The 12910-nt window shown below is 37.7% G+C and carries 18 protein-coding genes; 2 read left to right on the top strand and 16 right to left on the bottom strand.

All coding sequences use genetic code 11. The features are described 5' to 3' along the window. Positions 1 to 623: hypothetical protein (locus P4V41_RS15795; RefSeq protein ID WP_328086069.1), on the bottom strand; the 623-nt coding region annotated here is incomplete at its 3' end. Between the two features lie 51 nt (positions 624 to 674). Then, entirely contained in the window at positions 675 to 1706 is a 1032-nt protein-coding gene (locus P4V41_RS15790; protein ID WP_328086067.1) for a hypothetical protein, read from the bottom strand. Positions 1707 to 1876: 170 nt separating this feature from the next. Between P4V41_RS15790 and P4V41_RS15785 the strand changes: the two genes are divergently transcribed. Beyond that, the gene (locus P4V41_RS15785) at positions 1877 to 2323 is read left to right on the top strand and encodes an OsmC family protein (protein ID WP_328086065.1); all 447 of its coding nucleotides are present in this window, start codon (positions 1877 to 1879) and stop codon (positions 2321 to 2323) included. A 133-nt stretch (positions 2324 to 2456) separates the two neighbouring features. Next, positions 2457 to 2684 (top strand): hypothetical protein, encoded by a 228-nt coding sequence (locus P4V41_RS15780; RefSeq protein WP_328086063.1) that lies wholly within the window; start codon positions 2457 to 2459, stop codon positions 2682 to 2684. A 64-nt stretch (positions 2685 to 2748) separates the two neighbouring features. On the opposite strand, the gene P4V41_RS15775 is transcribed toward P4V41_RS15780, so the two are convergent. The 14 genes from P4V41_RS15775 to P4V41_RS15710 all read right to left on the bottom strand — a co-directional run bounded on the left by P4V41_RS15775 (position 2749) and on the right by P4V41_RS15710 (position 12886). Further along, complete coding sequence (locus tag P4V41_RS15775) at positions 2749 to 3135, bottom strand: gamma-glutamylcyclotransferase family protein (protein WP_328086061.1); 387 nt, start codon at positions 3133 to 3135, stop codon at positions 2749 to 2751. A gap of 27 nt (positions 3136 to 3162) precedes the next feature. Beyond that, positions 3163 to 3423, bottom strand: a complete 261-nt coding sequence (locus P4V41_RS15770; protein WP_328086059.1) for a hypothetical protein — start codon at positions 3421 to 3423, stop codon at positions 3163 to 3165. 131 nt (positions 3424 to 3554) lie between these two features. Next, a complete protein-coding gene (locus P4V41_RS15765) occupies positions 3555 to 3887 on the bottom strand; it encodes a hypothetical protein (protein WP_328086057.1) in 333 nt (110 codons plus the stop codon). A gap of 123 nt (positions 3888 to 4010) precedes the next feature. Further along, positions 4011 to 4763, bottom strand: coding sequence for a gamma-glutamyl-gamma-aminobutyrate hydrolase family protein (locus P4V41_RS15760; RefSeq protein ID WP_328086056.1), 753 nt, complete (start codon positions 4761 to 4763; stop codon positions 4011 to 4013). 182 nt (positions 4764 to 4945) lie between these two features. Then, positions 4946 to 5131, bottom strand: coding sequence for a hypothetical protein (locus tag P4V41_RS15755; protein WP_137790327.1), 186 nt, complete (start codon positions 5129 to 5131; stop codon positions 4946 to 4948). A 374-nt stretch (positions 5132 to 5505) separates the two neighbouring features. Then, the gene (locus P4V41_RS15750; RefSeq protein WP_328086053.1) at positions 5506 to 7176 is read right to left on the bottom strand and encodes a M3 family oligoendopeptidase; all 1671 of its coding nucleotides are present in this window, start codon (positions 7174 to 7176) and stop codon (positions 5506 to 5508) included. Between the two features lie 154 nt (positions 7177 to 7330). Continuing rightward, positions 7331 to 7723 (bottom strand): VOC family protein, encoded by a 393-nt coding sequence (locus P4V41_RS15745; RefSeq protein ID WP_328086052.1) that lies wholly within the window; start codon positions 7721 to 7723, stop codon positions 7331 to 7333. 12 nt (positions 7724 to 7735) lie between these two features. After that, positions 7736 to 8143, bottom strand: a complete 408-nt coding sequence (locus tag P4V41_RS15740; protein WP_328086051.1) for a GNAT family N-acetyltransferase — start codon at positions 8141 to 8143, stop codon at positions 7736 to 7738. A gap of 11 nt (positions 8144 to 8154) precedes the next feature. Continuing rightward, positions 8155 to 8907, bottom strand: coding sequence for a sugar phosphate isomerase/epimerase (locus P4V41_RS15735; RefSeq protein ID WP_328086049.1), 753 nt, complete (start codon positions 8905 to 8907; stop codon positions 8155 to 8157). 27 nt (positions 8908 to 8934) lie between these two features. Beyond that, on the bottom strand, positions 8935 to 9393 hold the full coding sequence (locus tag P4V41_RS15730) for a GNAT family N-acetyltransferase (protein WP_328086047.1): 459 nt from the start codon (positions 9391 to 9393) through the stop codon (positions 8935 to 8937). Positions 9394 to 9407: 14 nt separating this feature from the next. After that, positions 9408 to 10178, bottom strand: a complete 771-nt coding sequence (locus tag P4V41_RS15725) for an alpha/beta hydrolase (protein ID WP_328086046.1) — start codon at positions 10176 to 10178, stop codon at positions 9408 to 9410. Positions 10179 to 10192: 14 nt separating this feature from the next. Further along, positions 10193 to 11056 carry an MBL fold metallo-hydrolase gene (locus P4V41_RS15720; RefSeq protein WP_328086045.1) on the bottom strand — a complete coding sequence of 288 codons (864 nt, stop codon included), beginning with the start codon at positions 11054 to 11056 and terminating at the stop codon, positions 10193 to 10195. A 56-nt stretch (positions 11057 to 11112) separates the two neighbouring features. After that, positions 11113 to 12051 (bottom strand): VanW family protein, encoded by a 939-nt coding sequence (locus tag P4V41_RS15715; RefSeq protein ID WP_328086043.1) that lies wholly within the window; start codon positions 12049 to 12051, stop codon positions 11113 to 11115. Between the two features lie 106 nt (positions 12052 to 12157). Beyond that, positions 12158 to 12886: a peptidoglycan-binding domain-containing protein gene (locus P4V41_RS15710; RefSeq protein ID WP_328086041.1), complete on the bottom strand. Its 729-nt coding sequence runs from the start codon at positions 12884 to 12886 to the stop codon at positions 12158 to 12160. Between the last annotated feature and the right edge of the window lie 24 nt (positions 12887 to 12910).

The following is a 12910-nucleotide window of genomic DNA, read 5'->3' as shown; positions in this document are numbered from 1 at the left end:
TCAGTTGCTTCTACTCCTGCAGTTACACCTGCATTCACAGCAGCCTCTGTATTTGATTCTTCCTCATCTTGAGCTTCTACAGATGCTTCAACATCTGCTCCAGCATTTAGAGAACTAGAATCTTTGTTGTCTTCTTCATTAGTACGCACTTCCGCTTCAACGTTTGTATCTGCGTTTACAGACGCTTTACCTTCATCATCAGCAGAAGAACTTTTAACTATAGCATCAGTACCAACTGCCGCATTTGCTTTAGCAACGTCGTGATGTTCTTCAGTTTTTGATTCCGCTTCAACTCCAGCATTAACAGCCGTACCTACTTGAGCTTTTTCATCTTCTTCACCTGAAGCTTCAGCATTCACATTTGCACCAACGTTTGTTTTTACGCTATTGTGGTTCGAATCATCTTCTGAGCTATCTAATTCGATACCTGTTACAGCACCTAGATCAAGGTTAAGATTAGACTCTTCTTCTTTCTCAGAAAGCTGAATGTTACTGATCAACCCTGTTCCGATTTTAAGACTCGATGACCCTTCATCTGCAAATGTTTCACTTCCTCCAAAGAATAACCCAGCCGCAGCAGCACCTGTAATCGCAAATGTTCTAATAAAGTTTGATTTTTTCATTTTCATTTCTCTCCTTCTTCTTCTTAATATTTTTGTTTTACAAAATTTGAATTAGAAGAAGAAAGATTGTGGTGGTTGCCCAGGTGGAGCATTAAGCCATTGATCATAATAGTGTCGAACTCCCTCACCAAGTCGACTTCTTGTTTCAAGCTGAGTATCATTTTGTCCACCATCTAGAATAGCCAAGAACGTAACAGTGCTTGAAGAAGTCATCGGTCCATTTGATGTACCTGAAGGAGATTGTCCACCTTGTGAAGTTTGAATTGCCTTTTTAGTTACCGGATAATCCGGACGTGTTTTTTGCCGTACAGGCTTCTCAGTTTCTTTATGATCCCTGCTCTTTTTATTTACTTCTCCACTCGTACTCATACTAACGGGATTTTCTATTTCTTTCACAAGAATTTCTTTTGTCGGCACAACAACCGGTTTTTTAGTTACTGCACCTTTCGTTTCATTAATCGTTTCACTAGTATTCGGTTTGTTCTCCACAACAGGTTCAGTGACTAGTGTTGGGGTAGGAGCTGGTTCTGGTTTTGCTCCCACTACTTCCTTAACATCCGGCTTATTAGTAACAATCTCTGAAACGACAGGTAGTTTCACCTCTACTTGAGGTTTTTCCGGTTTAACAGGGACCGAAACGTTCACCTCCTGATCTAACACATCGACTTTTAGCGATGGTTTTTCAGAAAGATTAACATCCACGATCGGTTTAGAACTTTTTAGCTTTTTTGTCGGAACTGCTTCTTTTACCGTATCGACTGTATTCGTTACCGTTTTGACCGCTTGATCTACTGGCTTTATGGTCTCGGTAACTTTGTTAACTCTTTGATCCACTCTGTCGACAGCCTGAGTTGTGTCTGTAACAATATTTGTAACTGTTTTAAGAGCAGGTCTCACAACCTCATCAGAAACTGAATGATTTTTCGTCGAAAAGTTCACTTTATCTGGAACGATTTCAACAATCTCAGTTGTTTCTTTTGTAAGGTCTGTTACTGGAGAAAGAATTCCTCCGCTATCAGCCGATACGATAGCAGGAATACTCATACCCGCTGCGAATACAACCAACTGTACAAATTGTTTCACCTGGTTATCACCTCCTTCTGTAAGTGTTTTCAAATAGATAACGAAGACAAATTCAATTTGGATCACTCAAAAACAAAAAAAATTACATTTTGTACACTTTAAACAGGAAATGTGACGAAATGGCTCAGTTGTTTTACACTTAAGAAAGAAATAAGTCGAGGTGATTTTTAGTGGCACAACATGTTTTTCATCTAAATGCCCATTGGCCAGGTGGAAGAAATGATATAGGAACGATTGAAACACAAAATTTGCAAACAAAGGTATCCATCCCCCCTGAGATGGATGGACCTGGAATTGGCACAAATCCTGATGAAATGTTGCTAGGAGCAGCAGCAACGTGTTATATCATCACACTCGCTGCCATGATGGAACGCAGTAAAATAGAGAAGGTTGATTTGACGATGGAGTCTGAAGGATATGTTGATGTAACGAACGGTGTCATCACCTATCAAAAAATCATTCATCGACCGGTCGTCACCATCAAACATGACCCGTCAAAAAACATTTCGACACTTCTTCAAAAACTCGCCATAAAAGCTGAGCATTCGTGTATGATTTCACGAGCATTGAAGGGTAATGTCGAAATAGAGGCGATTTTGACGATAAAAAATGGGTGATTTTAGAAGAACAGGTCTTCCGTTACCTGTACTTACAAAATTACTTATGTTAGCATAAATGTTAAGGAAGGAAAGTAATTTATTATTTGGGTTCCTAACAAGTTCCCCCATAATAGAAAGGGGACGATGTGTCATGAACCAACAAGAGGTAAAAAACATACTCTTAAATTTACAGAACAAACAGTATATCGAATCAGATATAACCCATACCTTTAGTGAGAACAACACACCTGTTTTTTCTGTTAAGTATTTAAAGAACGATCAATCGTTCGAAGTGATTCAAATTGAAACAAAATCCCTTCAGCGGTTTGATAACGTCGACTCAGCCGTTCATTGTATTAACAACTTGATTGCTAAATAGAGAAGATTTCTCATTATCATAATGAAAGAGGTTTACCAGTTGATGGTAACCTCTTTTTGTTTGGTTACTTACTGAGATATGTGATCCAATCATTCTCAACGATCAATATAAAGTGACTTTTTTTGATTCTCATCACATACACGAAAGCTTCTTCTATACCGTTTGTAGTGTGAACCATAGCAAGATTACGCTCATATAAATTATCTGCTCTATTCTCCACAAAATCTTCAAGTTCGTCTAATTGTTCTAGTTCACTCGTTGATACTTCATATAACTCACCAGTTACCCATTTATCTTTCTCCGGAACTAATGCGGGGTAACCCAAACCTGTATCATATAGTTGTCCCTCGGTGTAGCATCTATGTTCTATGTATTTAGCATGTTTTAATAAGGAGGTATTACTTCCACCTTTTCGAAGTGTCCCGTAAACAAACACTAGATGATTTTTCATAAACTCACCTTCTTTTTCATACAAGCATTACCCTTTTGAAAAAAATACAGCCCAGACCAGTAAGCTTAAAAATAAAATTCCCGCTATTGAAGAAAGAATCATTACTATTAAAATGGTCCAACCTAATCCTTTTCGGTTTGTTTGAATTAAAAAAATACTTAATGTGAAGACACCAAAAATGAAGCCTAATATCGCCCAAAGCCACCGATCTTTACTATATAATGGCGCTTGAACATATAAATAATAAGCGATAGCAATCTGTGTTATCGCATAGAATATGAATCCCACTCGTTTTTCATCCTCTCTTATAATCTTTAAAATAATCTTCTTCCACCAAATATAACCCTTTTTTCTCCAACAAAAAACTTTCAACCACTGCTTCGGCTGAAAGGTTTCAGTATAAAGAGTAAGCTATTCTTTTAATACCCTTTTCTTACATCGATGACATGCTCGTTTTTTCTTTTTTTACTTCCTCTTGCAGCATCAAAGAATAAAACAAGAGCTGTAACGATATGCATGATCATTCCGATAACAGGCACGTAACCGACAATTGATGTAATAAGACCTAATACACTTCCTGCAAACCTTTCTTTTTGAACAATACAAATGATGAGTGTAATTAAGTGAAAAACAAACATGAATTGAAGTGGCCCCCATGCTGAAGCAAGAATGATTGCTCCTCCTAAAAAAGGGATGCCAAGGAAAGCCTCAATACCGCCTGTTATGATCTTCAAAAGTCTCGATATATTCATAAGACAGCCTCCTCAATAATTTCTATTCTATACTACGTAATCATCACGAAAAAAGTTTCCTTTAATAAATAGTACCTCTCTGTATAAGTAAAGAAACCTTCTGATATCAGAAGGTTTCTTTACTTATACTTTACTTTTCTTCGCTTCCTTAATAAATGTTGTAATGATCGCCATCATATTTTCGTTTTCATGTCTCAATTCTTCAGGGTGCCACTGTGTTCCAAGTAAGAATGTTTTTTCTTGATCCTCTAATTCTAGTGCCTCGATTACACCGTCAGAAGCTTTAGCTGCCACTCGAAGGCCTTTACCAACTTTTCCAATTGCTTGATGATGAAAACTGTTAACAGCAACTTCTCTTTCCCCCACAATGTTAAGCAGTTTACTACCCTCTTCAATGGTCACAGTGTGAGAAGGTTCGGTGCGGGTCGCAGAAGATTGGAAATGGTTAATACTGTCTGGATATTCGCTTTCCACATCCTGTATGATTGTACCGCCATAACTAACATTTAGTAGATGATAGCCTCTACACATGGCTAGTATGGCTTTTTCGTTCTCGCGTGCTTTTTTTACTAGCTCAATCTCGAAATCATCACGGTTTTTATTTACCTTTTTTACCTTTGGATGAGGTTCTTCATTGTAAGTGATGGAGCTGATGTCTTCACCACCAGTAAAAATTAATCCATCACACATTTTCGCATAAAATTCTGCTTCCTCCGGCTTGCCTAATGGAATAACAACTGGTATTCCCCCTGCATCCCTAACGGTTTCAGCAAATTTATTATAAACAACGATTGTATCTACATTCTCGCTTTGCGTTTCTATTGTATTGATTGTCATAATCGTACTTGTTAGTCCTATTAAGGGTTTATCTGTCATATAAAACATCCTCTCTAATAAGCTGTTCACTCATCTTTAACCCACATTGTTTCATCATAAACACCCATTAATTATCATTTCTTTTACTATTAACCATATATGAATATAGATTCCATTTTTAATCAAACAAAAACAGCTCAACGATAAAACGTGAGCTGTTCTTGCTTTATATATTACTCATGCTACTGCATAGGTGGCCTCGGTTTTTTTACTGAATAAACGAGTTCAATATCACCGTTTTCCTTCACACGCTTTACTGTGTAAGTTTTTTCAACACCTTGCTCAGTATTGTGAAAGGTGATCTTATCGCCTTCTTCAAAATTTGATGTTCCTGTGTCCCATAATTTCTCGTCATCGGGTTTTCGCATACCTTTCACCCCTCATGTTCCGAATGATTGCCCATAAACAATATGCCATTTAACTTTACTTTTCCCTTGAACAGGAAAATGAACCCTAATACGTATGTTAAATTGCGCATATTTTACTCTCGTTATTGAGAATCCAGCTTACAAGCTTTTTGTTCACTGGGAATAGAGTCCGGCTCAATATCGGAATTGGTATGTCGGCAGTGCAATTCAATACTTTCTCACCAACCGGTTATGACAAGAATTTATGGACACCTCTCTACCATTTATTGTTATAACATTTTTTTATAAAGTAGGTCTTTATCTAATAGTTCTACTTTATAGAAAGAATCCCTTTATATTGTTTAAATTCTTTAATTATTTATTTTTTTAGTTAACTAAACAGTTAGTAGGTTAAGCTCTTTCGCAACAAACTCCATAAGCTCAGCAATCTTATTGGATGAAAAATCTAACTCAATCCCTGCAGTTTCATAAACTTCCGGAAGTGACTTAGAACTTCCAAGTTTCAGCGCTTCTTTATATTTATTAATTGTTCCTTCTGGATCTTGTTTATAATTTTTGTATAATTGGATAGCTCCAAGTTGAGAAATCGCGTACTCAACAAAGTAGAAAGGAACTTCGAATATATGAAGCGTATAGAACCATCCTTTTACTTTCCATTCTTCATATCCATTCCAATCTACTATTGAAGCATCATAGCGATCTTTCAACTCACCAAACTTCTTCGTGCGTTCTTCCCATGTATGGTTCGGATGTTGGTACAGCCAGTGCTGAAACTGATCAATAACCATAATATACGGAAGACTTATCAAAGCCCCTTTTAACTGATCTTTCTTCGCTCGGTTAAGTTCCTCTTCTGTCTTGTAAAACTCATTCCAACGCTCCATTGTGAAAAGCTCCATACTCATACTCGCAAGCTCAGCTGACTCCATTGGAATTTGTTTATAAGCATATAATTCTTGATCACTCTTCAGTAAATCATGAATCGCATGTCCCATCTCATGCATAAAAACAACAAGATCACTATCCGTGTTGGACATGTTCATAAAGATAAACGGTAGCCCTGTTTCAGGTAGGGATTCGCAGAAGCCACCCTGTGCTTTTCCTTTTCTGCTTGTTAGATCAAAAAGCTTCTTCTCATTCATTTCTTGGACAAGTGAACCAAATTCAACATCTAGTTCTCCTAAAACCTTCGCTGATTTATTGATCAACTCTACATCGGAACTTACAGGTTGTAATGGTTTTCGACCGGCTGCTTCCGCTTGAACATCCCATGGTTTATAAGTATCAACGCCAATTTCAGCTTTGTGTTCTTTTTGAAGTTGGATGGTAATCGGAAGAACATGTTCACGTATGGATTCAGCGAGCTCCGTACAATCCTCTGGCGTGTAATCAAATCTATTATATTTTTTAAACATATAATCGTTAAAACCGTTCAAGCCCGCATTCTCTGCTTTCTTCACTCGTAATTGAATCAACTCATCAAGGATACTTTGAAATTTCTCTTCCTCTTTTAAGATAGGTTCATACAAAGCTTTCATCGCTTTTTCTCTTATTTCACGATTAGAATCTCGAATATGAATAAGAAGTTCGCTAATCGTTACTTCTTTTCCCTCCCAATTTGAAGATAGGCTTCCTGTAATTTCAAAGTATTTATTCGTAAGAGCATCCTCTTGTTTTTCTATCTCCAAGTTAGCTTCTTGAAAGAGAGCAAATTGTGTTCTTAACTTCTTCTTAAATTCTCCATATTTATCGTCTGGCAGTTCTGCCATAAATGGTGACTCTAATACTTTTTCGTCCAATATCGATTGGTACTTTTTAAACAACGGCTTGATGTGTTGCTGATCAAATTCAAATTGCTTTTTAATTTCTTCATCATTACTTTGGCATTGGAAAGCAATATAATGCCGAAGCATCTCTTCTTCTACTTTTTCGTAGATGCCTTTTTGCTGATTTAAAAAATTCTTGAGATCATCTAAAGAAGTGATGGTTACGCTTACAAGATTGTCAAACTCTTGTTTTAGTGCATTTATTTTTTGTTCTTTCAATTCGATTCCTCCCGAAAACGTTCTATTATTCACTTTACCACAAATAGGAAAATACTTGATAGATAGAATGTTCTGTTTACATACTTTCGAATAAAAAACTGCCCCTACTTATACATAAAAAGTAGGGGCAGTTTCACAAAAGTTTATAAATTCGTTAGCAATTACAAATCATAACGACGTTTCCATCTGGATCTTCTACATTAAACCAAGCTACTTCTCCGTGCCACTCGATCTCACGGATCACTTTTATCTTTTTCTCTTGAAGTTCTTTGTATGCTGCATCAATATCTGGTGCGAATACATTAAACATAGGGGCAGAACCAGGTGATCGGTGAAAGGACGGATCAAAGGTATGATCATCTAGTGATAATCCTGTTTGGCCGGTTACAGGAATGTTATGAACAGGTGATTGCACTTCACTCAAATCTATCGTGATCCCCAATAGATCAGCATACCATTCTACAGATTTCTTCAAATCAGTTACATGCACGAATACATTATTAATGTGGCTTTGTATAGCAGAGATACTCGTTACTTTATCACTCATAAAAGACGCCTCCTAAGATTTACTTTCTTCATATGTTCTTCGAAATCCATAAAAAGGTCTAAAGTTTTGAGCTTCATAAAAAGTGTGTGATGTATGTGATGCAAGCATCTCCATACGTCCTGTTGGATACTTCGCTTGTATGATGTTTAACAGCTTTCCACCTAAACCCTGTCCACGATAAGGCTTCGAGATCAGCATCTCGCATATATAGAGCGTTACGTTTTCATCTGTTAGCCCTCGTGCATAACCTACCACCACTTCGTTCTTTAACATAACATAGGCTATATTAGATCTATTCCATGCCTGTCTTGTTTCTTCGTACCGTTCAACTAATTGTGTCCAACCTTCTTGTTTGTTCAGCTCTTGAATTGCTTCAAAGTGCTTCCTTTCTATATAAGAAGCAAACGTTACACCTTCCAAAGCTTTTCTCCTTATAAAAGTGCTTTTACGTTCTGCACACCTTTTTCGACTTCCGAAAGAAGATCTCCTTCAAAATGTTCTTGCTCGATCACACAATAATCTACTTTCTGTTCATCTGCTAATCGTAAGAAGCTACTGATATCAAGTATTCCTGTTCCAGCGATCGTACTCTGTTTTTGGCCGCCTTTCTCTACCATATCTTTGAGGTGAAGGGATACACAACGGAAGCGATACTTATTAAGCAGCTCTTTAGGCTCAAAACCGGCATATTTTGCCCAATACGTATCCAGTTCCATCTTGACCAGTTCAGAATCTGTTTCTTGATAGAGCAAATCAAACGGCATCTTACCATCAAGCTCGTAAAATTCAAAATCATGATTATGGTAAGCAACGCGAATTCCATATTCTTTGCTTCTTAATCCAGCTTCGTTCAACACGTCTGCTACACGCTTATAATCATCAATCGATTTTCTTTCATCTTCTGTTAAGTAAGGCATGATCATCAAATCATTCTCTAAGATAAGTTGATCTTCCATTTGCTTTTTGAATGCATCTCCAGAAAATTGTTGAAGTGGAATATGAGCTCCAGCAACAGTTAAAGCATTTTCGTCCAATACCTTTTTTACTTCTTTGGCAGGAATTCCGAACAATCCAGCAAATTGCACACTGTCAAATCCGATATTTTTCACTTTTTCTAATGTGCCTAACAAATTCTTTTCAGCTTCTTTTTGAATGGAGTACAGTTGCAAACCAATTTTTCTCATGTTTATCTCTCTCCCTTTATTAAACGTTTACAAAACTTTGTTCATCAATATCGATGCTTGTTTATAACCTAGTTTTTTATATAATTCAATTGCGCTTTCATTCGATCCAAATACATGGAGACCAACATAGTCCGCTCCTGCATCTTTTGATTCATTCTCGAAAAAACGCAGAGCGGTCTGAGCAATCCCTCGCTTGCGGAATGCATCCAGCACGTAAATATGATAAAGAAAAGCTTTCTTCTCTTCTTTTGATACATGGAACCAAAGGTAGCCGGCTAATTTCTGATCGTCTTTGATATGAAATAAATGTTGCCCTTCTGTTTTTTCCTCATCAGGGAGCAGTTGTTCCATTTGCTTTTCTGCTTTTTCAGTGGCTAGCTCTGTATCTAGTTTATTATGTTCAGCGGTATCACGAATATAGTCTGGCAGCATAAACTCCATATAATCTTTAAACTGCTTGTTGTCCATTCTTTCAAATGTGATCAACGTCTATCTCCCCTTTACTTCATCAAATAATCAATGATTTTAGGCATTCTTTCACGCCAAGCTGTTTCATGATGCTTTCCAGCTTGGATTATTTCAAATTTAATGTCGATTTTCTTTTTCTTAAAGACTTCATAGACTTCTTCAGAGGAACGGATGTAATGAGAAGCATCCACTTTTGATGTGTCCTCATCGGTTCCAATATCCATATAAAATCTTTCGAGCCCACTTAAGTCACTTTCTTCTATAAAACTCTCAATCTCTGTTTGATTAAACCAATAAGCAGAAGAAAGGCTTGCTACTTTTTTAAATATATGAGGATACCTACAAGCTGCGTACGTTGAGATCAAACCACCCATCGAACTGCCAGCCATCAATGTTTCATCAGGTTTCGTCCTGTATTTCTCATCAATCAGCGGCTTTAACGTGTGTAGAATAAAATCGATGTACGCTTCTCCTTTCCCTCCATAAACCCCTTCTAATTTTAAAAGTTCAGGTCCTACTGTCGTGTTTTCCCAAGGTGCGTATTCATTAAAACGCTCGAAACCTTCATGATTACAGTCGATACCCACAATGATAAGAGGTGCTTTACTCGTTCTTAGATAATCAGCTACCCCCCATGAAACACCATAGCTGGCGTCTTCATCATGAAACAGATTTTGACCGTCATGCATATACAGCACAGAATAATGGTCTTGGCTCTCACTATAATCGCAGGGCAAACACACTCGGATCTGTCTTTCTATACCCTCGAATTGCTTAATAGCCACTTTAAATTCTTGTAACATCATACTCTCCCATTCTATTTATGTAAATTATGGCTGAAACCGTTAACAAAAAACTGTAAGGTCTCACGTTCATCTTCAGTTAGCTCCCGCTTGACCTCGATTTTATATTCTTCTTCAACTGCTTGTTGATTACCTTCAAACTTTTTCGTCAGGTCAGCAAACCTTCTTAACATGGAAGTCTCTATTTGAAACTCCTCTTTTGTTGCTGCCTTCCAATGAGAGAAAATATAAAAATCTGCGTCAAAGGATTCTAGTTGATCTAACAAATTCAGCGTCCGATTCACCGTATAGTTATTTTTAGGTGCGTACATATTTGCATAGAGACAATCGGATAAAAATAAAACCTTTTCTTCTTTTATGTACACAACGATTGAATCTGTTGTGTGGTCTCCTCCCACATGTTGGAGAACACAGTTAACCCCACCTAGATCTATCTCCATTTTTTCATGAAACGTCATCGCTGGTAGCTTTATCTTGATGTTGCGATGATCTGGAAATTCTTTTTTTATCGCTTCAGCACAAAATTCAATTTCAATTCCTTGCTTAACTCTCTCATCCAAATCTTCATCACTCCAAGCGAAAGGAAGGAGTTCCTGCATTTTTGTTTTTGTTTCAGCTGAAGAAATAGAAGGTATGTTTAATGCGGGCAATCCAAAAATGTGATCCCAATGCCAGTGTGTGATGACGACTAAGTCTGGTTTATTGATACCCCTCTTACGTATCTCATCTAAAAAGTACTCTGCATGATTTTCAGAATTACCTGCATCAATCATCAAAGTCATTTCGTTTCCCACAACAGCTCCTAAAATTGGACGATCAGTCTCTGAAACAGGTGTTTGGTACCAAAAACGTTCTGTTAGTTTTTCTAATGTCTGCAAACGATCCAACTCCCCATTCAAACACATGTGATACAACTTTATTGTACTTTAAATCATCAGTTCGGGTTAGAAAGATGCACGTTCTGATCCGTTTTTATTTCTTCAGGTATATGAGTTGGTGCATTCGGGACTTTTCTTTTTCTTTGATCAAGAATTTCAGAAGAATATAGTTTAATGACTAAACTTCCTCCATAGCGTTTTGCACGGATAAGTATAGGCTGATTATATTTGTTTTGAAATTGAAAATCTGGTCCGTACCAGCTGACGGTAGCATCTCTACCTGATGGTACGTATGGTACACGTTTGCTATGAGAATAGCGTTGAACGATTCTTAGTCCTGCACGATCTACAGCATTAAACAACGTAGATGAGACTTGGCATATTCCTCCACCAATCCCTTCAGACAATTCACCTCTAACGATGATCGGTGCCGACATATAACCTTTTGCGGTTGTTCGTCTGCCTACGACTCCGTTGAATGAAAATGTCTCATTCGGAAAAACAACATGACTATCGAGCGCTTTTGCAGCAAGTTCAATGTTTGTAGTTCGGCTCTTATTATTCGAATTAAAGTATGTAACATATTGTCCAATCTGCTGGTTCTTAATATGAGCGAGTACTTCTGTATCGACTTTTGGATAGATATTCATTTCTGGCACATCTATCTTTTTTGGACCTGCTTCAAAATAATACGTATAAAACTTTTCTTTGAATAATTTTCGATTTAATTTATATCCAACTTGTCCTGGTATAATTCCGCCATAATCGTTTAGTTTAGCATTAACAGGTGCTTTATATGATCTCTTATCAAGCAGATCAACGAACTGATTGTATTTTGTTTCATCGATCATCGGAATTCCAGGTATAGAACCTTCGAACTGTTTGCGGCTTACTTCTGCAAGCTTTTGCCCTTCTTGGTTCACGATTAACGTTTCAGCGTTTTGTTCTGCAATTGTTGATAAAAAAAGAAATCCAGCTAACCATACATGCAACATTGGGTGCTCACTCCGATTAATTATTTCTCTCATTCATAAAAACAAAGAGATCATGGAAATGACCTCTTTGTTATTTTCATTTAAATTTTAGTTTTCATACTATATTTTAGTCTTTTCCATTATCTTTCATTCCAGGTGATGGACTGCTCTTTCCAGGTTGAACACTTGGACTTTGTTTTGAATCTTTTTGTTGCATATCTTGTTTCGGTGCTTGTGGTGCTTGTGGAGTCTCACCTTTTTGTTCTTCCATCTGCTTAGGTACTTGTTGCTCTTGACCCTCTTCTTGCTGACCTTGTTGCTGCTCCTGTTGCTGACCTTCACCTTGTTCAATTTGGCCTGCTCCGCCACCTTGGCCTGCTCCGCCGCCTTGACCTGCTCCGCCTTGGCCAGCTCCGCCACCTTGGCCAGCTCCGCCGCCTTGGCCTGCTCCGCCGCCTTGACCTGCTCCGCCACCTTGACCTGCTCCGCCACCTTGACCTGCTCCGCCACCTTGACCTGCTCCGCCACCTTGACGAACTTTAGGTAATTTTAAAGAAGAGTAAGCATATAGAATCGATTGATACGTACGAGCGTCAACTGATCCAGTCACAGGTAATCCGTGACTCTTTTGAAAATACTTCACACCTTTTACTGTTGAAGCATTATAGTAGCCATTTATTTTTCCGGAATAACTACCTAGCGATTTTAACATCGATTGAATTGCGTATACATCTGGACCTTTTGCATTCTTTCCAACTGCAGAAGCAGCGTTTGAAGTACCTAAAAGTAAAGCTAATGCCAAAACAAGAGCACTAACATACTTCGTAATATGTTTTACATTTTTTTGCCAAAACATCTTGTGACATCTCCTTATTTCTTT

Origin of the sequence: Fictibacillus nanhaiensis, assembly GCF_036213205.1 — a bacterium.
In the GTDB taxonomy this organism is placed as follows: Bacteria; Bacillota; Bacilli; order Bacillales; family Fictibacillaceae; genus Fictibacillus; species Fictibacillus nanhaiensis_E.
This window is presented reverse-complemented; position numbering and strand designations above follow the sequence as displayed.